Genomic DNA, 21,564 nt, shown 5'->3' with positions numbered 1-21,564 from the left:
CGATGAACCTCCCCCTCCGACTCGCAGCCGTCACGGGCTCCCTCACGCTGGGTGCGCTGTCGACCACGTCGCTCGCCCCCGCTGCGCATGCCGCACCGGGCGACCCCTTCGACCCTGCCCGCCCGACCGTCTTCATCGTCCAGGGCGACCCGAGCCAGCTGCAGGTCGCGCAGCCTGATGCCGCCGGCAACTTCACCTTCTCCGACGAGGGCACCGCAGCTGGGGTCCAGTACAACGGCATCAGCTACTCGACCGCCGATGACTTCCTGTACGGGTTCGCGACCGCCGACTCGGCCGACCATCCGCTCGGCTCGCTGCTCCGCATCGGTCAGGACGGTGTCGTCACCCGGGTGGGCACGCAGACCTGGGCCATCGACGGCAGCAGCTTCAACGTCGGCGCCATCAACCCCGCCACGGGCCATATCCACGCCACCGTGACGTCCGACGACCAGATGTACGTCATCGACCCGGCCACCGGCGAGCAGGTCGGCGCCCCCATCGACCTGCCCGGCACCATGGTGTCCTACGGCGAGGTCTCCGACTGGACGTTCTCCCAGGGCTACCTGTGGGGCCTGGGCGCCAACCGCACCATCGTCCGCATCGATCCGTCGACCGGTGCCCTGTCGCAATGGACGCTGGCCGACAACCGCGTCGACACCGGGTTCACCGGAGCCGCGTGGACCTACGTCGACGGCACGCTCGGCTTCTCCCACAACGCCTCCGGCCAGGTGGAGCGGATCGCCGTCGACCAGCCGGCGTCCGCCACGCCCGTGTTCACGGTGCTCCGGGTCGGCAGCGGTCCGTCCAGCTCGCTCAACGACGGCGCCGCCTCCCCCGGTCTCCCGGCCGACCTGGCGCTGGCCAAGGTGTCCTCGGGGTTCGCTCCCGGTGCGACCGTCACCTACACCCTGAGCGTCACCAACAACGGCGACGGCTGGTCGACCGGCTGGACGCTGACCGACGCGGTGCCGGACACCCTCGGTGACGTCTCGGCCACCAGCTCGGCCGAGGACGTCCAGTGCTCGGTCGCCGGCAACGACGTGACCTGCGTCAGCAGCGGCGAGCTCGCCCCCGGCGACACCGCCGAGGTGACCGTGACGGCCACGGTCCCCGAGGAGCTCGAGGGCAGCGTCCGCAACTCCGCGCGGGTCGAGGGGAACGAGGAGGACCCCGATGACAGCAACAACAGCGCTGGCGTGACCGACAGCGTCGACGAGCCCGACCCCACTGATCCCGGTGCCGACCCGGACACCGACCCCGTGGTCGTGCCGGAGAACCCAAGCGTCCCGGCCGGCGGCGGGCAGGCCGGTCCGGGCGACGGCACCGCGACCGCGGCCTGGCTGGTGGGCGGCGCGGTCCTGCTGGGTGCCGCCGGTGGCGTCCTCAGCCGGCGTCGACCGAGGGGAACGCGGCATTCCTGAGCAGCCCAGGCACCGCAGGGCCCGGGCCCGTCGTGATCGACGAGCCCGGGCCCTGCTGCTGCTCGAGGTGGTCCTGCTCCTCGTGGCACTCACGGTGCCGGGCGACCTCCTGCCCGGTCCGGCGCGCGACGGGGCCGGACCGGGCCTCGCCGCTCCCGACGACCGTCCCGCCGCTCCCGCCCGGCGGGCCGAACCAGCCACCACGGGCCCGCGCCTGGAGCTGGCCGCGGTCGGGCTGTCCGCTCCCCTTGACCCGATCCGGTTCGAGGGCTCGGTGCTCGAGCCTCCCGAGGACGTCTCCCGGGCCGGCATCTGGACCGACGGCTTGCCGCTCGCCGCGGACTCCGCCGGACCGACGGTCGTCGTGGGGCACGTCAGCGACCGGGCCGACCGGGCCGGTGAGTTCCTCAAGCTCTGGGACGTCGAGCCCGGAGACACCGCCGTCACCGTCGACGAGGCGGGAGCGCGTCGTACCTGGCGGGTCACCGCGGTGCGCCAGGTGCCCAAGACGGAGCTGTCGCGCGAGGAGTTCCTCCCCGGCGTCGACCGCGTGCTGCGCCTGATCACCTGCGCCCGGCGGGAGCGCGACGGCGGCGGGTTCCACTACGCCGACAACCTGCTGGTCGACCTCGTCCCCGTGCAGGAGGAACCCACCACCCGGGACGGACCGGTGCAGGCAGCGTCCCCGGGGAGGTGAGCCGGGCCGGGTCAGCCGCCCGGACCGTCGAGGAATCCGTCGCGCAGGGCCTCCCGGTGCAGGTCGATCTTGGTCCGGACCTCACGCCCCACCGTGGCGTACTTCGCCTTCACCCGGCTCAGGTACTTCTTGGCGGTGTCCTTCTGGACGCCGATCGCCTCCGCCACCGCGTCCAGGGTCAGGCCCGAGGCGTAGAGCACCAGGGCCCGCTCCTCCTGGTCGCTGAGCTGCGGCCGGTCGGAGTCGCCGGCGATCACGCTGGCCAGCTCCGGGGTGTGCCACTGGCCGCGGCCGAGGACGGTCCAGATGGCGGCGACGATGTCCTCCTCGGTGTCCCGCTTGCCCACGATGCCGCCGATGCCGGCCCGCAGCACCTTGCGCACCAGCTCCGGCGATGCCATGGCGGAGAGGACCAGCACCTTGACACCGGCCCGGGTCAGGTCCCGCACCGTCGCGGGGTCGACGCTGGCGCCCCTCTCGACCATCAGGTCCAGGATCAGCAGGTGGGGCCGCTGCGCCTCCGGCACGGTGGCGAGCCACTCCATGCACTCGGGGAGGCTCTCACCGCTCCACACCGTCCGCAGGCCGGGCTGGGCGTGGACCAGCTCCTCGGTGCGCCTGCGCTGGAGCAGGTGGTCTTCGACGATCGCCAGCCGCCACTCGTAGCGGCGCGCGCCCTGCCGTCCGTGGGTCTTCACAGTCATTCTCCTCGAGGAGCCGGGGTGGGCAGGCCGGGACCGGGCGCCGCGGGCACGACCACCTCCACTAGGTCCTGGCTCGCGAAGGTCTGCACGGCAATCGACAGGTCTCCCGGCGGGGGCCGTTCCCCGATCGTCCCGGCCACTGCTGCCGAGAGGTGCGGCGCCGGCCCGACCAGGGTGAACCGCAACGACGACGGCCCCGGGAACAACGTCGTCGTCACCTGCTGGCCGCTGGGCACGGAGGAAACCGCGCTGAGCAGCAGCTCCCCCAGCACCGGCGCGACCTCGGCGTCGACGTCGACGCTGCCGGACCGGACGACGAGCGATGCCCTGCTGGTGCGTGCCTCGGCGAGCGCCCGGGCGAACCAGTCACCCATCGCGACCAGCTCGGGGTTGAGCTGGGTCAGCTGGCGCAGGTAGGCCTCCTCCTCGACGCAGGCGCGGCGCAGCCCCTCGTCGGAGGGCGCGATCTCGCCCGAGGCGACCTTGTCGAGCAGCACCACGGACTCCCGCAGGCCGGCTGCCGACCAGCGCCGTCGGGCCCGGCTGGCCGCCTCCCGCTTCTCGGCCTCCAACCGCGCCGCCGACAAGGCCTTCTGGTCCCGCACCGCCTGGCGGCCGACCTCGCGCAGGCTGGCCTGGAAGCGCGACCACGCAGCGACCAGCCCGAGCCCCACCAGGCCGCCGACGACGACGGTGACCGCCGCCGTGATACTCCCCGGGGCGACGACGCCGGCGACGGCGAGCACGGTGGCGGCGTACAGGCCGGCGGCCCAGGGAGTGCGACCGTGCCAGCCCGGCGTGCCGAGCATCATGAGCAGCGGTCCGACGGGACAGATCGCCTGCCACAGGAAGGCCTTGTCGCGGCCGAAGTCCACCGCGGCGGCCGAGAGGACGAATGCGACGCAGGCGCCGAGGGCAAGGAGGATCGGGACGACGACCCGCGACGAGCGGCCCCACCAGGCCACGGCGCAGGTACCTGCGACCACACCGACCATGAGGTAATCCTCGGTCCACTGACCGCGATGGTTCGTCACCGCGAGGAAGACCCCGACCGCGACCATGCCCCGCGCGAACAGCCCGCTGGCCCGCCGCTGCAGGGCCTCGACCACCTCCCGGAAGCCGGGTGCACGGACCCGGTCCGGGCGCGCGGCGGCACCGGCGGTGGATCCCGGCCAGGCCATCCGCACCCGGGTGCCCCGGTCGGGGGCGGTGTCGAGCTCGACGTCGACGTCGACCTCGGCCAGGCGGGCCACGACCGACTCGGACAGTCCTCGTCCCTCAGGCGCCAGCCCGTCGAAGCCGACGCCGTCGTCACTGACCTCCACCACGAACGCCAGGTCCTCCACGCCCACGTGGACCTCGACCTCGTCGGCGCCCGAGTGCTTCTCCGCGTTGCGGACCAGCTCCCCGGTCGCACCCGCGAGGGCGGTCAGGACCTCAGGCGGGAGCAGGGCCTCGCGGCGGGCCAGCTCGTCGTCGTCGATCCCGGTGTGCCGCACCCGGATCCCGGCGACGAAGAGCGGGGCCCTGATACCGGCCTGGAGATGGACCTGGTCGTCGGCGGCGATGGCCTCGACGGTGGCGACGTCGCGGGCGCAGCGGGCACGCACGGCGTCGTGGTCGCCGACGGAGGCACCACCGTTGGCCAACGCGGCCAGCGTGTTGATGACGGTGTCGTGGAGGATCCGGCCGTCCTCGGCGGCCCGGGCGCTGGTGACCCGGCGTACCTCGAGCTCCTGCTGGGCGGCCTCGGCCTCGGCGTGCTCGCAGTCGACCTGCCGGGTGAGCTCGAGGACCGACCGGAGCCCGAGCCGGGTGACCACGAAGATCGCCAGGCCCGTGCCGAGCACCGCCAGCGGCAACAGGTCCCCCGCATGGGGACGGACCGCCACCATCAGCAGAGGGACGACGACAGCAGCCACCAGCGGGTAGGCCAGGGAGGCCACGCCGCGCAGCACGAACGCCGGCGAGGCGGCGGCGAGGTTCACCTGCCAGCACGCAGCGAGCATCAGCGGGTCCCCCAGCGCCGGCACGGCCGCCCAGTCAGCCACGAACAGCAGGTGCGACGCGCCGATCACCACCAGCGGCGGGCACGCTCCGCGGACGGCGGCCAGTGCCATGCACACCAGGAGCAGGTGGCCTGCGACCAGGCCGGTGGCGGTCGGCAGCGACGGGGGCTCGACGAGGATGGCCCCGACCACCGCCAGCTGCCAGCAGGCCGTCCCGACCAGGATGGTCCGGCGCAACGACCGGGTGAACGCCGTGGTCGCCCAGCCGGGTTCGCCGGAGGGGTGCAGGTCGGCGAGGACCTGCCGCCGGAGGAGATCCCAGGCCTGCACGAGCTGCTCGTCCTCCTCCTGCGCACCGACCGGTCTGCCGCAGGCACGCTAGTGGAGCCAGGGCACGCAGGTCCGCAAAAGCGACGTCCTGACCCCCGGTCGGGGGTCAGGACGTCGTTGCTGGGGGTGGGAGGGGTCAGGGAGCGACCGGCTGGCCCGAGAGCCTCTTGTAGGTGAAGGCGGTGCCGACCAGGATCACCGGGATCGCGACCAGCAGGCCGACGCCGCACAGCACCGCGCCGACGAGCGCGATGACGTAGGCGACGAGGTACCAGATGATCGTCGAGCCGACGTTGTTCTTCACCAGGTCGATGCTCGCCTTGATGGCGTCGACCGGCGAGAGGTTCTTGTCGACCACGAAGAACAGGCTGAACATCGTCATGAAGGCGAAGATGATGCCCGGCAGCACGCACAGGATCGTGCCGATGAAGGTGCCGACGCCGACCAGCAGGCTGGTGACGATGACGTTGCCGATGTTCTGGAACTTGAACACGCCGGCGGTCGTGAACGGGCGGCCCTCGGTGACGGCCAGCGCCTCGCGGATGAGGCCGGCGCCGATGACCTGCGCGTAGATGAAGAACACGACGTACAGCAGGGCCAGCACGATCAGCCCGATGATGCCGAGCCCGCCGGAGTCGCCGGAGCAGACGTACTCGCCGGCGCTGTTGAACCGGCACGAGTAGTCCGAGTCGCCCGCCGGGATGATGATCGCGAAGAACGCGATCGCGTAGATGACCACGGCGCCGACGAAGATCGCCAGCGCGGCGAGGATCATCTGGCCCATGTTCTGCTGGAACTTGGACCAGCCGTAGCTCACCGCCGAGCCGACGTCCCAGGGCTGGGCCTGGCCGGGACCGCCGAAGCCGCCGCCCGGAGGACCGGCCGGAGGCGGTCCGCCGTAGCCACCGCCCGGAGGACCCGCCGGGGGCGGCGCGCCGTAACCGCCGCCACCGCCGGGAGGCGGCGGAGGAGCCGGGGGCTGGTAGTTGCTCATGCTGGTCTCCTTGCCAGGCGCGCGTCTGGTGCGCCATGTCGATCAGGGTCGATCAGGGTCGATCAGGGTCGATCAGGTCAGTCATCGAACGATGCTGCATCGTAGCGGGGTCGAAACCTCCGACGTGGGCAAAAACCTGCCCTTTGCCTGTGCCGGCGACACCCCGGAACGGTTCACGCGGCTGCGCACCGGCGCTGCTCAGCCGTAGGTGTCGCGCGGCCCGCGGCCGTCGCGGATGCCGCGCCGGCCGTGCTTCCACGACGGCGCGTGCGGGCCGAGCACCTCGACGAGGGTGACCGTCCCGTCGCCCAGCTCGGCGTTGAGCCGCTGCACGAGGGTGGCGGTGAAGAGCTTGAGCTGGGTGGCCCACGCCGTGGAGTCGGTACGGACGACGAGGGTGCCGTCGGTCAGGGTCTCCGGCGTGGAGTGCGCGCCGATCTCGTCGCCGACGATCTCGGTCCAGCGGGCGAAGACGCCCCGCACCTGGAGGTCGAGCGCCCAGCCACGGGCATCGACGAGCCGGTCCAGCTCGGGCCCGAGCGCCTGCGGGTCGCGCCCGTCGGGGCGGGCCCCGGAGAACTGCGGGCCGCTCGAGCGGCCGCGCCCGGCGGACCGGACGCCGGATGTCCGGCCGTCCGAGCTGCGCGGGAGGCGGCGCTTCGCGGGCGTCGTACCCGCGGCGGCGGTGCCGAGGGTGAGCGAGCGGGCCAGGTCGAGGCCGTCGGGACGGTGCTCCGGCTCCGGTTCGGCGTCGGGGGTGGCCGGCGTGGCGTCGTCGCCCGGCTCGGGTGCCTCAGGCACGGGTCACCTCCCCCGCGGCGACGTGGAAGGTCGCCCCGCGCAGGGCCTCCGGCACGTCGGCGGCGACCGCGGCGGTGACCAGCACCTGCTCGGCGCCCGCCACCAGCGCGGCCAGCTGCTCGCGCCGGTCGGCGTCGAGCTCGGCGAAGACGTCGTCGAGGACGAGGATCGGGTCGTCGCCGTCGGCCCGGAGCAGGTCGTACGACGCCAGCCGCAGCGCCAGCGCGAAGGACCACGACTCCCCGTGGCTGGCGTAGCCCTTCACCGGCAGCCGGTTCTCGTCGCCGGGGCCGAGGGTCAGCAGCAGGTCGTCGCGGTGCGGCCCCACCAGGGTGACTCCGCGCTGGATCTCGTCGGACTGCCGGCGCGCCAGCTCGGCGCGGAACACCTCCGCGCGCAGGGAGCGCGGGTCGCGCCCGCCCTCGGGGTCGGTGTCCGGCTCCGCCGGCGGCACGGTCGAGGAGTACTCGATGCGGGCGTCGTCGCGGCTCGCCCCGCGGGCGACGACCTCGTAGGCCTTGCCGAGGTACGGCGCAAGGTCGGTCACCAGCTGCTCGCGAGCCACCAGCAGCTCGGTGCCAGTGGCAACCAGGTGGTCGTCCCACACCGCGAGCGTGGCGAGGGCGGCGTCGCGGCTGGAGCCGCGGGCAGCGTACAGCGTCTTGAGCAGGGTGTTGCGCTGGCGCAGCACCCGGTCGTGGTCGGCGATCACGCCGGCGTAGCGCGGGGTGCGCAGCACGAGCAGGTCGTCGAGGAAGCGACGCCGCTGCGCCGGATCCCCCTTGACCAGGGCGAGGTCCTCGGGGCTGAACACCACGGTGCGCACCAGGCCGGCGAGGTCGCGGGTGCGCGGCAGCGGCGAGCGGTTGACGCGTGCGCGGTTGGCGCGGCCGGCGTTGAGCTCGACCTCGAGGATCGCGGTCCGGCCGTCGCGGACCACCGCCGCGCGCACGATCGCCTGCTCCGCGCCGGCGCGGATGAGCGGCGCGTCGGTCGCGACCCGGTGCGAGGAGAGCCGCGACAGGTAGTCGATCGCCTCGACCAGGTTGGTCTTGCCCTGGCCGTTGCTGCCGACGAACGCCGTGACCCCCGCGTCCAGCGCGACGTCGACGTCCGCGTAGGAGCGGAAGTCGTGGAGGGTCAGGTGCGCGACGTGCACCCGACCATCATCCCCCGGCGCCGGAGGCGGGCGTGAACGGACCCGCTCAGACGTCGGGGTTCGCCTCGCCGCCCGGGGGCGGCTCGGTCTGCACGGCGTGGCCGCCGAACTGCCGACGCATCGCGGCGATGGCCTTCATCGCCGGGCTGTCGTCCTGGCGCGAGGTGAACCGCGCGAACAGCGAGGAGGCGATGACGTGCATGGGTACGGCGTGGTCGATCGCCGCCTGGACGGTCCACCGGCCCTCGCCGGAGTCCTCGGCGTAGCCGCGCAGCGCGTCGAGGTGCTCGTCCTCCTCGATCGCCTCGGTGAGCAGGTCGAGCAGCCAGGACCGGATGACGGTGCCGTGGCGCCAGGAGTCGAAGATCGCCGGGACGTTGTCGACGATGTCGACCTTCTCGAGCAGCTCCCAGCCCTCGGCGTAGGCCTGCATCATCGCGTACTCGATGCCGTTGTGGACCATCTTGGCGAAGTGGCCGGCGCCGGGCGTGGTGCCCGCGTGCACCGCCCCGCCCTCCTCGGGCTTGAGCGCGTCGAAGGCCGGCTGGACCTTCTCGATGTCCGCCACCGCGCCGCCGTACATCAGCGCGTAGCCGTTCTCCAGGCCCCACACCCCGCCGGAGACGCCGCAGTCGACGAAGCCGATGCCCTTCTCCGCGAGCGACGCGGCGTTCTCGGCGTCGTCGGTGTACTTGGAGTTGCCGCCGTCGACGACCAGGTCACCCTCGCCGAGCAGCTCCCTGAGGTCCGCGATGGTCGAGCGGGTGGCCTCGCCGGCGGGCACCATCACCCACACGACCTTCGGCGAGGGCAGCGCCTCCACCATGGCCGCGAGGCTGTCGACGTCGGAGAGGTCCGGGTTGCGGTCGTAGCCGACGACGGTGTGCCCGGCGTTGCGGAGCCGGGTGCGCATGTTGCCACCCATCTTGCCGAGTCCGACGAGTCCGATGTGCATGCCGCGAGCCTAGCCCGCACCCCCGAAGCACGACGTGCCCGCGCCCGCTGGGCCGGCGCCCGGGCGTTACGTCCGTCTGGCCGCCGGGCGGACTGTGCCACCTGCCGGGGGCAACCGCGGCGCGGCAGCGTGGCGCCCTGCGCCGCAGGCTGTGCCGGGCGCCGTCGGGTGCAGCGAGGCCACTGGTTTCGAGGCTCGGCCGCGGGCGGCCTCGCACCTCAACCAGCGGCGGTCGGCGGGTGGGTGGGGGCTGGCTCCCGGTGGTTGAGGTGCGACGAGCGCTAGCGAGGAGCCTCGAAACCTCCGGGCCTGGATGGCGGGCTGTGGCCGGCAGAGTCCGACGGTCGGCGCCTCGTAGCCAGACCAGCGGGTGGGAGACCACGGAGTCGCCCATCGCGCGTCTCGAGCGGGAGATGTAGAGCAGCATCTTCTGCTGCTGCGCACACGCTCGCGCAGTCAGCTCAGCAGGCGGCGCGGCATGAGCAGGTAGCGGAACGACCCGCCCTGCTCGCCGGACTCCTCGCCGGTGCCGCTGATCACGACCGGCTTGGAGGCCTGGGTGAACGCGAGCTCCACGACCGGCTCGTCGATGGCGCCGAGGCCGTCGAGCAGGAAGGTCGGGTTGAAGCCGGTGACCAGGTCCTCGCCCTCGATCTGCGCGGCGACCGACTCCGAGGCCTGCGCGTCGTCGCCGGATCCGGCGTCGAGGATCAGGGTGCCGTCGCGGAAGCTCAGCTGGACCGCGGTGTTGCGGTCGGCGACGAGCGAGACGCGCTTGACCGACTCGATGAGCTCGGCGCGGTCGATCTTCGCGGTCGTGAGCTTCTCGGTCGGGAACAGGCTGCGGACCTTGGGGAACTCGCCGTCGAGGAGTCGGGTCGTCGTACGACGCACGCCGCCGGGGCCGGTGCCCTCGAAGCCGATGATGCCGTCGCCGGAGCCGGACGCGGAGAGCGCGATCGTGACCTCGGGGCCGGCGGTGAGCGACTTGGCGGTGTCGCCGAGCACCTTCGCCGGGACGAGCGCGGCGAGCGAGGCGTCGGGGGTGCCGGGGTTCCAGGTGAGCTCACGCTGGGAGAGGCGGAAGCGGTCGGTGGCGAGCAGCGCGATGGTGTCGCCCTCGATCTCGATCCGCACACCGGTGAGCACCGGGAGCATGTCGTCGCGGCCGGCGGCGGTGACCGCCTGGGCGACGGCGTGGGCGAACGCGTCGCTGGCAACGGTGCCGGTCGCGGCCGGCATCTCCGGGATCGTCGGGTAGTCCTCGACCGGCATGGTCTGCAGCGAGAAGCGCGAGGAGCCGCAGGTCAGCGAGACGCGGGCACCGTCGAGGGTGAGCTCGACCGGCTTGTTCGGCAGGCTGCGGCAGATGTCGGACAGCAGCCGGCCGCTGACCAGGGCCTTGCCCTCGTCGTGCACCTCGGCGGCGAGCGTGGCGCGTGCGGACGTCTCGTAGTCGAACGTGGAGAGCACCAGGCCCTCGTCACTGGCCTCGATCAGCAGCCCGGCCAGGACCGGCGCGCTGGGGCGGACGGGCAGGCTGCGCGCGGCCCAGGCCACGGCGTCGGCGAGCACATCGCGGTCGACACGGAACTTCACGTTCGTCGTACCTCATCACTGGGATCGGGTGGGCCGGCGCTCAGCAACGACAGCGAGCGCACGTGTGGGGTTGCATCCTGCCACGTCGCCAGTGAGCGCGGCACTGCCTGTCGAGGTCGAGGGGCTGCGAGGTCGTGTTGTTCCACAGGTCGGGGCCCGGGAGGAGTTCCGCGATCGATCGACCCGTGGATGGATTCGGAGTGGTCATAGGTCCGGTGGAAACTGGGGAGAACTCGTGTCGTCGCAGGTCAGCGGCCGATGACCCCGTGGATGACCTGTGGGCGGCCGTCGTGGTGAACCTGGTCGGGCTGGGGAGGAACCACAGCGTGTGGACGCCCGAGCTGCAGACTCCACGGAATCCTCCCCGTGTAGTTCGCACAGTTTTCACCCCTTTCTCCACAGGCTCGTACGACAAGAAATCGGTGTCGTTCGGTGTCGGTCCGTGTTGGTCGGGGTCGGTCGGGATGGCGGCGAGGCGTGCCGACGCCTGTTGTCGGAGGGTCGGTGGTCGGGCGCCTGCGGCGCCTGCCGTCCGGTTCCCTGTGGCGGCTGCAGAGCGCGCCGTCGCCGACGTCCACCCTCGAACGGTGGCTTGGTGTGGCCTCCGGACGCCGGCGGCGACCCGACTTGCCGCCACAGGGACCGGCCGTACGGCGCCTCCGGCGCCCGACCACCTCGTGGGTGGGCAGGCGTCGGTACGCGCTTGCGCAATCAGCCCTGCCGAGCCTGCATCTTGACGCGGTTGGTCAGCTCGCTGACCTGGTTGAACACCGCGCGCCGCTCGCCGAGCAGCTGGTTGATCTTGCGCTCGGCGTACATGACGGTCGTGTGGTCGCGGTTGCCGAACTGCGCGCCGATCTTCGGCAGCGACAGGCCGGTGAGCTCGCGGCACAGGTACATCGCGATCTGGCGCGCCATCACCAGGTGGCGCCCGCGGCTGGGGCCGGTGAGCTCCTCGATGGTGAGGCCGAAGTACGCCGCGGTCTGGGCGATGATCAGCGGCGCGGTGATCTCTGGCTCGCCGCCCTCGGGGATGAGGTCCTTGAGGACGATCTCGGCCAGCGTCATGTCGACGTCCTGGCGGTTGAGGTTGGCGAAGGCGGTGACCCGGATCAGGGCGCCCTCGAGCTCGCGGATGTTGGTCTGGATCTTGCTGGCGATGAACTCCAGCACGTCCGAGGGGGCCGTGAGGCGGTCCATCGCGGCCTTCTTGCGCAGGATCGCGATGCGGGTCTCGAGGTCCGGTGCCTGGACGTCGGTGATCAGGCCCCACTCGAACCGGTTGCGCAGCCGGTCCTCGAGCGCCTCGAGCAGCTTCGGCGGACGGTCGGACGTCAGCACGATCTGCTTGTTGGCGTTGTGGAGCGTGTTGAAGGTGTGGAAGAACTCCTCCTGGGTCTGGGTCTTCCCCGCCAGGAACTGGATGTCGTCGATGAGGAGCACGTCCACCTCGCGGTACTTCCGCTTGAACCGGTCCTGCCGGTCGTCGCGGATCGCGTTGATGAACTCGTTGGTGAACTCCTCGCTGGAGACGTAGCGCACCTTGGAGCCGGCGTAGATCGTGCGCACGTAGTGGCCGATCGCGTGCAGCAGGTGGGTCTTGCCCAGCCCGGACTCGCCGTAGATGAGGAGCGGGTTGTAGCTCTTGCCCGGCGCCTCGCTGACCGCGACGGCCGCGGCGTGCGGGAAGCGGTTGGACGAGCCGATGACGAAGGTCTCGAAGGTGTACTTCGGGTTGAGCCGCGACTCGCCGGTCACCGGCGGGCTGGCGCCCGGGGCCGGGAGGATCGTCGGCCGGTCCGCGGCGGGGTAGCCCTCGTCGAAGGCCGGCGTGGTGCGGTCCTGCGTCGACGAGTCGATCTGTTGCTTTGTCGACATGTCGACCATGCCCGGCTGACTGCCGGGGTGGTGCGCACCCGGGTCGGAGGCCAGCGGGGCGCCCTGGTCGACCGGCACGTCGTCGTACCCGCCGTCGAGGTTGGGGGTCAGCGAGTGCTGGAGGGAGCTGTCGACGGTGACCGCGAGCTGCACCTCGTGGCCGAAGCGCTCGGTGAGGGTGTCCTCGAGCTGGCCGCGCAGGCGACCCTCGAGGCGCTTGCGGGTGAAGTCGTCGGGCACGGCGACGATCGCGGTCGTCCCGTGCAGGGTGACCGGCTTGCTGGCCTGGAGCCAGGCGCGTTGGTGCGCCTGGAGCTCGCCGACCACGGCGGCCCACTCCCGCTCGAGTCGCGCGATAGGCGACTCCGGGGTCTCGTCGGTGGCCGGGGGCTGATCGGGGTTGCCGGTCACGCCTCACACCTCTCGCTGTCGTCTGTCCGGATCGGGGCCCTGGTCTGGCTCCACAACTTTGTCCACAGGGTGTGAACAATTGCATCACCGCCGTCGCGGCGGTCGACCGAGGCCGTTCCGAAACGTCCGTCCGGCCACGTTTGCGCAGGTCAGCGGCCCGAGAAGAGGGCCTGGGAGCTGATCGGCGCGGACGGCCGTCCGGTGTTGCGGGGGACCGGCGGGGAATCCCGGATCGCCCGAACCTAACTGCCGACGGGCCTGTGGATCAACCCGCTATCCACAGGTCGGTGCCGCATCGGCAAGAATCGGGTAGGTCGACGGGCCGCCGGGCCCGGACGAAGGGGCGGATCATGCGCCACCCCGGCCGTGCGTGGCCGGAGGCGCGCCGGTTTGACCCCCGATCCGCGCTCCGCGTACCGTTGATTGGTCAACCGGGGTCGACCGGTGCCGCATGTCCACGAATGACCACCCCCGCACAGCCGTGCGGAGGCGATCGATCGTGGCTGCGCGGTGCCGGCCGACAGGCCTCACGACTCCCGACCGGAGTCGCTCGCAGGCTGCCGCGCGACCCTTCCCGAACCTGACCTGAGAGGCCGACTCGTGAGCAAGCGGACGTACCAGCCGAACAACCGTCGTCGTCACAAGACGCACGGCTTCCGACTGCGGATGCGCACCCGCGCCGGCCGCGCCATCCTGGCCAACCGCCGCCGGAAGGGTCGCTCGAGCCTCGCTGTCTGAGGCCGGGCAGGTCCGGGGGTGTCCGCTCGGCGGAACCCGCGGGGCTGACCGATGCTCGCCGCCGGCAACCGTCTGACGGACCCCGAAGGATTCCGGGCCGCCAGCCGACGGGGCCATCGAGCCGGTGCCCGCACCGTCGTCACGCACCTGTTGCCCCCAGCTGGGCAACAGGTCGTCGGCATGCCCGGGGACGGACACCCGACGCTGGTCGGCTTCGTCGTCAGCAAGGCCGTCGGCACGGCGGTCGTGCGGAACCGGGTGAAGCGCCGGCTGCGCCACGCGGTGCGCGAGCGCGTCGACGCGCTGCCCGCCGGGTCGGTCCTCGTGGTCCGTGCCCAGCCCGCGGCCGCGGCGACGCCGTACCCCCAGCTCGTCGCCGACCTGGACCACTGCCTGCAGCGGGTCACCGAGAAGGCCGGCCGTCCCGAGGCCGGGGTGCCGCGATGAAGTGGCTGCTGATCGGGCTGGTCCGTGCGTACCAGCTGCTCGTCAGCCCGCTCCTCGGCCCGACCTGCCGCTACTACCCCTCCTGCTCCGCGTACGCCGTCGAGGCGCTGCGCGTGCACGGCGCGATCAAGGGCACCTGGCTCGCCGCACGGCGTCTGCTGCGCTGCCACCCGTGGTCGCCCGGCGGCGTCGACCACGTCCCGCCGCGCCGTGACCGCTCCCCCGCCACCGGGGACGCAGCGGAGCGCGACATCGAACTCCTGCCGGCGACCGCCGGCGGTCACCTCAGCCAAGGAGAGAACCACTAGTGGGTTTCATCGGCGACATCGGCCACTTCATCATGGTGCCGCTGTACTACATCATCTCGGCGGTGCTCATCGGCTGGCACGAGCTGCTCAGCGCGATCGGCCTCGACCCGGCGGGCGGCCTGTCCTGGGCGCTGTCGATCATCGGCCTCACCCTCGTGATCCGCGCGGCGCTGATCCCGCTGTTCGTCAAGCAGATCAAGTCCAGCCGCAACATGCAGCTGCTGCAGCCCAAGGTGAAGGAGCTGCAGAAGAAGTACGGCCACGACCGGCAGAAGCTGGCCGAGGAGACGATGAAGCTCTACAAGGAGGCGGGCACCAACCCGTTCGCCTCCTGCCTGCCGATCCTGCTGCAGATGCCGATCTTCTTCGCGCTGTTCCGCCTGCTCGACCAGGCGGCGCGCAGCGGCAAGGCGCACGGCTTCCTCGACGCGAAGCGGGCCGACCAGTTCGGCCAGTCCGAGGTCTTCGGCGCGATCCCGCTGGCCGACTCCTTCTGGGGTGCCCGCACGTGGGGCCCCGAGCCGCACGGCGTCGTCATGATCGTCGCGCTGGTCCTCGTGCTCGCGATGACGGCGACCACCTTCACCACGCAGCGCCAGCTGATGGCCAAGAACATGCCGGCCGAGGCGATGAGCGGCCCGTACGCCCAGCAGCAGAAGATGCTGCTCTACATCCTCCCGGTGGCCTTCGGCCTCGGCGGTGTCGCGTTCCCGATCGGTGTCCTCCTCTACTGGACCACCTCGAACCTGTGGACCATGGGCCAGCAGTTCTACGTCATCCGCAACAACCCCGCGCCCGGTACGCCGGCCTTCAAGGCCAAGCAGGAGCGCGACCGCGCGAAGGCCGCCAAGCACGGCCACCCGGCCGCCGAGGCCGAGGTCGTGACCGAGGCGCCCGCCAACGAGCGACGCCCCGCGGCCCGGCAGCAGCCGAAGCGGCAGACGCGTTCGCAGCGCAAGAGCAAGCCAGGCGCCGGCGGCACCGCCCGCGGCGCCAGCAACGACACCACGAACGAGGGAGACAGCAAGTGAGCGCCGAGACCGAGACCGCGTCCGTGACCGAGGAGAACCCCGTCGACGCCCCCGTCGACGCCCCCGAGGCAGGGACCGACGCGCCCGCCGGCGGCACCGACAAGATCGCCCGCCTCGAGCAGGAGGGCGACATCGCGGCCGACTACCTCGAGGAGCTCCTCGACATCGCCGACCTCGACGGCGACCTCGACATCGACGTGGAGGCCGACCGGGCCGCCGTGTCCATCGTCGGCGCCGAGCTGACCCAGCTCGTCGGCCGCGACGGCAAGGTGCTCGAGGCGCTCCAGGAGCTGACCCGCCTCGCGGTCTACCGCGAGACCGGTGAGCGCTCGCGCCTGATGCTCGACATCTCGGGCTTCCGCGCCGACAAGCGGTCCCGACTGACCCAGCTCGGCGCCGAGACCGCCGCGCAGGTTGCCGAGTCCGGCGAGCCCGTGTCGCTGGAGCCGATGTCGCCGTTCGAGCGCAAGATCGTCCACGACGCGGTGGCCGCCGCGGGTCTGCGCTCGGAGTCGGCGGGCGTGGAGCCGCGACGCTACGTCGTCGTCCTGCCGGCGGACGCCTGAGCGTCCTGCTCCGTCGCCGACGTTTCACGTGAAACATCACGACCGACGCACACCCCCGGTGTCTCCGGATCCGCTGGATCCGGCAGGCCCGGGGGTGGTTGCTGCTGGGGGGTGCCCATGACCGCCCACGACAGCACGCTGCCCCCTCCCCCGGCGTCCGTCGCTGCACTCTTTCCGGCGGACCGGGTGGACACCGCCGTCGCGTACGCCGAGCTGCTCGCCACCGACGGGGTGGTGCGCGGCCTCATCGGACCCCGTGAAGCGCCCCGCCTCTGGGAGCGCCACGTCCTCAACTGCGCCCTGCTGGCCCCCGCGATCCCGCCGGACGCGCGCGTGGCCGACATCGGGTCGGGAGCCGGGCTCCCCGGCGTCGTCCTGGCGATCGCCCGCCCGGACGTCCAGATCACCTTGGTGGAGCCGCTGCTGCGGCGGACCACCTTCCTGGAGGAAGCCGTCGCCAGCCTCGGGCTGACCAACGTGGTCGTGGTCCGGGGCCGTGCTGACGCCCTCCACGGACATGCCGTCTTCGACGTCGTCACCTCCCGCGCCGTGGCGCCGCTCGACCGCCTGCTCGAGTGGTCGATGCCGCTGGTCGCCCCGGAGGGTGCCCTCGTCGCGATGAAGGGAAGCTCGGCACCCGAGGAGGTCGAGGCCGCTGCGGCGGTTCTCACACGCCTCGGTTGTGCCGCCCCGGAGGTCGTGACCCTGGGTGAGGACGAGGCGTTGTCCGACGTGAGCCCGATCCGCGTCGTGCGGGTGACGTGGGCCGACCCGGCCCGCGTATCGTTGCCGTCCCGGCCGCAGCGTGGTGCTCGGGCACCGCGCCCTTCCCGTGGCAGGAACAAGAGGAGGAAGTCGTGACCGACGCCGAGGCCCCTGGCGGGTTTTCCACCGATCAGGGTGGGGGTGCTGAGCGTGAGCATCCACAGAACGCCCCCGGTTATCCACAGGCTCCGTCCACTGGTGCTTCGTCCTCGGAAGGCGAGGTTTCACGTGAAACGTCGACGCCGGAGGGCGCGGCGGAGTCCGGTGTTTCACGTGAAACCGACACTGCCGCCAAGCCGCCCGTCGCGGGTGGCGTGATGACCGCGGCCCAGCTCGCGGAACGGGCTGCCGGGTTCGACGACGCATCGACCCCGCTCGCGCGTGCTGCGCAGGCCACGGTCATGGTGCGGGCCGGCATTCCCCAGGAGCAGCTCGCTCGGCCGTCCGAGACGCGCGTCTTCGTGGTGGCCAACCAGAAGGGCGGGGTCGGCAAGACGACCTCCACGGTCAACCTCGCGGCGGCGCTCACCCAGTTGGGCCAGCGGGTGCTGGTCATCGACCTCGACCCGCAGGGCAACGCGTCGACGGCGCTCAACATCGAGCACCACCAGGGCACCCCGTCCACCTACGAGCTGCTCGTGGACGGCGCCGCCATCGTCGACATCGCGCAGCCGTGCCCCGATGCCGCAGGCTTGTGGGTCGTGCCGGCGACGATCGACCTGGCGGGAGCGGAGATCGAGCTGGTGAGCGTGGTGGCCCGCGAGCAGCGGCTCAAGCGCGCTCTCGACGCCCACCCGCGGATCGGGTCGGCGGACACCGCCGGCGAGGAGCGCTTCGACTACGTGTTCATCGACTGCCCGCCCTCGCTCGGCCTGCTGACGCTCAACGCCCTCGTTGCGGGCGCGGAGATGCTGATCCCGATCCAGGCGGAGTACTACGCCCTCGAGGGCCTCGGGCAGCTGCTCGCCACCGTCGACATGGTGCGCGCCCACCTCAACCCCGAGCTGGCCGTCTCCACCATCGTGCTGACCATGTTCGACGCACGCACCCGACTGGCCGCAGGCGTCGCCGCGGAGGTCCGCGAGCACTTCGGTGATCAGGTGCTGAGCACCGCCATCCCCCGCTCGGTCCGGGTGTCGGAGGCACCGTCGTACGGCCAGACGGTGATGACCTACGATCCCGGATCGCCGGGCGCGCTGAGCTACCTCGAGGCGGCGCGCGAGATCGTCACCCGAGGAGCCCACCTGTGAACGCCCCCCGTCGCGGCCTCGGCCGCGGTCTCGGATCGCTCATCCCGACCGCTCCCCCGACGCCGCCGGCGCCCGCCGGAAATGAGTCGGGGAACGGCGCGGCTGTCAACCAGAGCGACCAGAATTCGGACGACGCCGCTGGAGCGCCTTCCAGCGCCTCGGTGGACCTGGGGTCCACCGGCGCCGGGAACGGCCCTCAGGGCGCCGATTCGGGTCTGGCGCCCGTCGAAGGTGCCTTCTTCGCCGAGCTGCCCGTCGAGCGCATCCGGCCGAACGCCGTCAACCCGCGGACGGTCTTCGACGAGGAGGCGATGGCCGAGCTGGTCCACTCCATCAAGGAGATCGGACTCCTCCAGCCCGTCGTCGTCCGCAAGACCGGCCCCGAGGACTACGAGCTGGTCATGGGCGAGCGCCGCTGGCGCGCCACCCAGGCGGCCGGCCTCTCCACGATCCCTGCGATCGTCCGCGAGACCGACGACACCGACATGCTCCGGGACGCCCTCCTGGAGAACCTGCACCGCAGCAACCTCAATCCGCTCGAGGAGGCCGCCGCCTACCAGCAGCTGCTCGAGGACTTCTCCTGCACGCACGACGAGCTCGCCCAGCGCATCGGCCGCTCGCGCCCGCAGATCAGCAACACGCTGCGCCTGCTCAAGCTCTCCCCCGCGGTCCAGCGCCGCGTCGCCGCCGGCGTGCTCTCGGCCGGCCACGCCCGCGCGCTGCTGGCCGTGCCTGACGCCGACCAGCAGGACCGGCTCGCCCAGCGCGTCGTCGCCGAGGGCATCTCGGTGCGCGGCCTGGAGGAGATCGTGGCCGTCGGTGACGGCGAGGTCACGCCCAAGCGCACGTCGCGTCCCAAGCCGAAGGCGCCCGGCCTCGCCGAGCTCTCCGAGCGGCTGGGTGACCGGCTGGAGACCCGGGTGAAGATCAATCTCGGCAAGGCCAAGGGCAAGATCTCCATCGAGTTCGCCAACACCGGGGACCTGCAGCGCATCGTCGACCTCATCGACCCTAGGAACAGGAACGACAAGGTCGTCTGAACCTGTCTGGCGCACTGCGCCCGCGAGAGTCCGTCGGGTGGGCTGCAGGTTTCGAGGCTCGGCGCCGGGGCGCCTCGCACCTCAACCAGCGGCAGTTGGTCGCCGTCTGACGCCGTGCTCCCGGTGGTTGAGGTGTGACGAGCGCCAGCAGGCGGGCGGAACAGGCCCTTTTGTCGACATGGCGACTTGTCGCTCTAGCCACTTGTCTCCCACGAGTCACCAGATGTTTCCCGTGAAACATGGTGTGAGCGGGGAGGCGCGGGCGCCGGGTGGTGCTGCACCGCGGAAAAACGGGTGGCGGCGGCCTGCGAGAATGGCGTCCGTGCGCCAGATCCGCCAGAGCAAGAAGCTCTCCAACGTCCGCTACGACGTCCGGGGCCCCATCCTCGTCGAGGCCCAGCGCCTCGAGGCCGAGGGCCACAAGATCCTCAAGCTGAACATCGGGAACCCGGCTCCCTTCGGCTTCGAGGCGCCGGAGGCGATCGTCGCCGACATGGTGCACAACCTCCCCGATGCCCAGGGCTACAGCGACTCCCGTGGCATCTACTCGGCGCGCACGGCCGTGGCGCAGTACTACCAGTCGCGCGGCCTCAAGGAGACGGCCGTCGAGGACGTCTTCATCGGCAACGGTGTGTCCGAGATGATATCGATGGTGCTCCAGGCGTTCCTCGACGACGGCAACGAGATGCTCGTGCCCGCGCCGGACTACCCGCTGTGGACCGGCGCCGTGTCGCTGTCCGGCGGGACCCCGGTGCACTACCGGTGCGACGAGGAGAACGGCTGGATGCCCGACCTCGACGACATCGAGTCCAAGATCACCGAGAACACCCACGGCCTGGTGATCATCAACCCGAACAACCCGACCGGTGCCGTCTACAGCAAGGAGATGGTCGAGAAGCTCGTCGACATCGCCCGGCGCCACAACCTGGTCGTCTTCTCCGACGAGATCTACGAGAAGATCCTCTTCGACGACGCGGTGCACCACCACGCGGCGGCCGCTGCAGGCAACGACGTCCTGTGCCTCACCTTCAGCGGCCTGTCCAAGGCCTACCGGGTCTGCGGCTACCGCGCCGGCTGGGTGATGGTCTCCGGGCCCAAGGAGCTCGCCGAGGACTTCCTCGAGGGCCTCACCCTGCTCTCCAACATGCGGATGTGCGCCAACGTGCCCGCCCAGCACGCGATCCAGACCGCCCTCGGCGGCTACCAGTCGATCAACGAGCTCATCGTCCCCGGTGGTCGCTTCTACGAGCAGGCGATGCTCGCCGACCGGCTCCTCAACGAGATCCCCGGGGTCAGCTCGGTACGCCCGAAGGGCGCGCTCTACTGCTTCCCGCGCCTGGACCCCGAGGTCTACGCGATCGACGACGACGAGCAGTTCGTGATCGAGCTGCTGCGGGCGAAGAAGATCCTCGTCACCCACGGCACCGGCTTCAACTGGTTCGCCCCCGACCACTTCCGGCTCGTGACGCTGCCGGACGTGGACATGCTCGAGGAGGCCATCGGGCGGATCGCGGACTTCCTCGCCACCCGGCGCTGAGCGGGCGCCCGCGGATCCGGACCAGGTCGCGCGGGCACGGGCCGGGCTGCGAGACTTCTCCGGTGCTCGACATCACCTACCCGCCCGTCATCGTCGCCGCCAAGGTCCTCTTCAAGGCCATGCGCCAGCGCGTGGTGGTGACCGGCTCGGAGTCGATCCCCCGCAAGGGCGGCGCCCTGCTCGCGATCAACCACACCGGCTACATCGACTTCATCTACGCCGGTGCGGGCGCCGAGCCGCAGAAGCGCCTGGTCCGGTTCATGATCAAGAAGGAGATGATGGACAAGCCCGGCGTCGGGCACCTGCTTCGCTCCTTCCACCACATCCGCGTCGACCGCTCCTCGGGCGTGCAGTCGATGAAGGACGCGCTGGCCTACCTCAAGGCCGGCGAGGTCGTCGGGATCTACCCCGAGGCCACCATCTCCCGCTCCTTCGAGATCAAGGAGCTCAAGTCCGGTGCCGCCCGGATCGCGGCCGACGCCGGCGTGCCGCTCATCCCGGTCATCGTGTGGGGCGCCCACCGGCTGATGACCAAGGACCACGAGAAGGACTTCTCCCGCTCGCCCAAGACGATCCTGGTGAAGGTCGGGGAGCCGATGTACCCCACCGGCGAGGACGTCGCCGCGGAGACCGCCGAGCTGCGGGCCGCGATGCAGCAGATGCTCGACGAGGCGATCGCGGAGTACCCCGAGGACGAGAAGAAGCCGGGCTCGTGGTGGATCCCCGCCCGCTTCGGTGGCTCCGCCCCCACGCCGGAGGAGGCCGACGAACTCGACAAGGCCGAGCTCCGCGCCCGGGCCGCGAAGCGCGCGGCCAAGCGGCAGCACGGGAAGTAGCACGCCGTTGGCTGTCGACCTGTCGCCTTGTCGACGAGGCGACATGTCGACATATCTCCTCCCGGCAGCGGCGGCACCGGGCCTGACG

General features: G+C 71.6%; 20 protein-coding genes. 12 read left to right on the top strand and 8 right to left on the bottom strand.

The window, feature by feature from the left end:
• Nucleotides 1–2: 2 nt before the first annotated feature.
• Both NOCJ54_RS0113125 and NOCJ54_RS28330 read left to right on the top strand, forming a co-directional pair.
• Nucleotides 3–1,421, top strand: a complete 1,419-nt coding sequence (locus tag NOCJ54_RS0113125; protein ID WP_028655860.1) for a DUF11 domain-containing protein — start codon at nucleotides 3–5, stop codon at nucleotides 1,419–1,421.
• A gap of 82 nt (nucleotides 1,422–1,503) precedes the next feature.
• On the top strand, nucleotides 1,504–2,118 hold the full coding sequence (locus tag NOCJ54_RS28330) for a class F sortase (RefSeq protein ID WP_198020215.1): 615 nt from the start codon (nucleotides 1,504–1,506) through the stop codon (nucleotides 2,116–2,118).
• A gap of 11 nt (nucleotides 2,119–2,129) precedes the next feature.
• Here the strand turns inward: NOCJ54_RS28330 and NOCJ54_RS0113110 are convergent, their stop codons facing one another.
• The 8 genes from NOCJ54_RS0113110 to dnaA form a co-directional block, all read right to left on the bottom strand.
• Nucleotides 2,130–2,816: a response regulator gene (locus tag NOCJ54_RS0113110; protein ID WP_051485813.1), complete on the bottom strand. Its 687-nt coding sequence runs from the start codon at nucleotides 2,814–2,816 to the stop codon at nucleotides 2,130–2,132.
• Nucleotides 2,817–2,818: 2 nt separating this feature from the next.
• Complete coding sequence (locus NOCJ54_RS0113105; protein ID WP_028655858.1) at nucleotides 2,819–5,161, bottom strand: ATP-binding protein; 2,343 nt, start codon at nucleotides 5,159–5,161, stop codon at nucleotides 2,819–2,821.
• 136 nt (nucleotides 5,162–5,297) lie between these two features.
• Complete coding sequence (locus NOCJ54_RS25705; protein WP_157514896.1) at nucleotides 5,298–6,155, bottom strand: hypothetical protein; 858 nt, start codon at nucleotides 6,153–6,155, stop codon at nucleotides 5,298–5,300.
• A 198-nt stretch (nucleotides 6,156–6,353) separates the two neighbouring features.
• Nucleotides 6,354–6,956, bottom strand: a complete 603-nt coding sequence (locus tag NOCJ54_RS0113095; RefSeq protein ID WP_028655857.1) for a DUF721 domain-containing protein — start codon at nucleotides 6,954–6,956, stop codon at nucleotides 6,354–6,356.
• Entirely contained in the window at nucleotides 6,949–8,115 is a 1,167-nt protein-coding gene (gene recF / locus NOCJ54_RS0113090; protein WP_028655856.1) for a DNA replication/repair protein RecF, read from the bottom strand. Before recF ends, NOCJ54_RS0113095 begins: the two co-directional genes overlap by 8 nt.
• A 46-nt stretch (nucleotides 8,116–8,161) precedes the next feature.
• The gene (gene gnd, locus NOCJ54_RS25700) at nucleotides 8,162–9,070 is read right to left on the bottom strand and encodes a phosphogluconate dehydrogenase (NAD(+)-dependent, decarboxylating) (protein WP_036517904.1); all 909 of its coding nucleotides are present in this window, start codon (nucleotides 9,068–9,070) and stop codon (nucleotides 8,162–8,164) included.
• A gap of 456 nt (nucleotides 9,071–9,526) precedes the next feature.
• The gene (gene dnaN, locus NOCJ54_RS0113080) at nucleotides 9,527–10,669 is read right to left on the bottom strand and encodes a DNA polymerase III subunit beta (protein ID WP_028655855.1); all 1,143 of its coding nucleotides are present in this window, start codon (nucleotides 10,667–10,669) and stop codon (nucleotides 9,527–9,529) included.
• Nucleotides 10,670–11,380: 711 nt separating this feature from the next.
• Nucleotides 11,381–12,958, bottom strand: a complete 1,578-nt coding sequence (dnaA, locus tag NOCJ54_RS0113075) for a chromosomal replication initiator protein DnaA (protein WP_028655854.1) — start codon at nucleotides 12,956–12,958, stop codon at nucleotides 11,381–11,383.
• A 600-nt stretch (nucleotides 12,959–13,558) separates the two neighbouring features.
• Here dnaA and rpmH point away from each other — a divergent pair.
• From rpmH to NOCJ54_RS0113030, 10 genes are all read left to right on the top strand, one after another.
• The gene (gene rpmH, locus NOCJ54_RS25695) at nucleotides 13,559–13,696 is read left to right on the top strand and encodes a 50S ribosomal protein L34 (protein WP_036517902.1); all 138 of its coding nucleotides are present in this window, start codon (nucleotides 13,559–13,561) and stop codon (nucleotides 13,694–13,696) included.
• Between the two features lie 51 nt (nucleotides 13,697–13,747).
• Nucleotides 13,748–14,143 (top strand): ribonuclease P protein component, encoded by a 396-nt coding sequence (gene rnpA, locus NOCJ54_RS0113070; RefSeq protein WP_028655853.1) that lies wholly within the window; start codon nucleotides 13,748–13,750, stop codon nucleotides 14,141–14,143.
• Nucleotides 14,140–14,451, top strand: a complete 312-nt coding sequence (gene yidD, locus NOCJ54_RS25690) for a membrane protein insertion efficiency factor YidD (protein WP_084255171.1) — start codon at nucleotides 14,140–14,142, stop codon at nucleotides 14,449–14,451. The genes rnpA and yidD overlap by 4 nt, the downstream gene beginning before the upstream one ends.
• A 32-nt stretch (nucleotides 14,452–14,483) precedes the next feature.
• Nucleotides 14,484–15,482 (top strand): membrane protein insertase YidC, encoded by a 999-nt coding sequence (gene yidC / locus NOCJ54_RS25685; protein ID WP_051485830.1) that lies wholly within the window; start codon nucleotides 14,484–14,486, stop codon nucleotides 15,480–15,482.
• Between the two features lie 104 nt (nucleotides 15,483–15,586).
• Nucleotides 15,587–16,048 carry a Jag family protein gene (locus NOCJ54_RS25680; RefSeq protein ID WP_232221780.1) on the top strand — a complete coding sequence of 154 codons (462 nt, stop codon included), beginning with the start codon at nucleotides 15,587–15,589 and terminating at the stop codon, nucleotides 16,046–16,048.
• 117 nt (nucleotides 16,049–16,165) lie between these two features.
• Nucleotides 16,166–16,909 carry a 16S rRNA (guanine(527)-N(7))-methyltransferase RsmG gene (gene rsmG, locus NOCJ54_RS0113050; protein WP_028655852.1) on the top strand — a complete coding sequence of 248 codons (744 nt, stop codon included), beginning with the start codon at nucleotides 16,166–16,168 and terminating at the stop codon, nucleotides 16,907–16,909.
• Nucleotides 16,906–18,063 (top strand): ParA family protein, encoded by a 1,158-nt coding sequence (locus NOCJ54_RS25675; protein WP_332248993.1) that lies wholly within the window; start codon nucleotides 16,906–16,908, stop codon nucleotides 18,061–18,063. Before rsmG ends, NOCJ54_RS25675 begins: the two co-directional genes overlap by 4 nt.
• Before the next feature lie 167 nt (nucleotides 18,064–18,230).
• The gene (locus NOCJ54_RS25670; protein ID WP_232221778.1) at nucleotides 18,231–19,103 is read left to right on the top strand and encodes a ParB/RepB/Spo0J family partition protein; all 873 of its coding nucleotides are present in this window, start codon (nucleotides 18,231–18,233) and stop codon (nucleotides 19,101–19,103) included.
• 313 nt (nucleotides 19,104–19,416) lie between these two features.
• Nucleotides 19,417–20,640, top strand: a complete 1,224-nt coding sequence (locus NOCJ54_RS0113035) for a pyridoxal phosphate-dependent aminotransferase (RefSeq protein WP_442937334.1) — start codon at nucleotides 19,417–19,419, stop codon at nucleotides 20,638–20,640.
• A gap of 62 nt (nucleotides 20,641–20,702) precedes the next feature.
• Nucleotides 20,703–21,476, top strand: coding sequence for a lysophospholipid acyltransferase family protein (locus NOCJ54_RS0113030; RefSeq protein WP_028655850.1), 774 nt, complete (start codon nucleotides 20,703–20,705; stop codon nucleotides 21,474–21,476).
• Nucleotides 21,477–21,564 lie beyond the last annotated feature (88 nt).

This window comes from Nocardioides sp. J54, from assembly GCF_000519005.1.
Lineage (GTDB): Bacteria > Actinomycetota > Actinomycetes > Propionibacteriales > Nocardioidaceae > Nocardioides.
The sequence above is the reverse complement of the archived record's forward strand: the minus strand, read 5'-3'. Positions and strand labels throughout refer to the sequence as shown.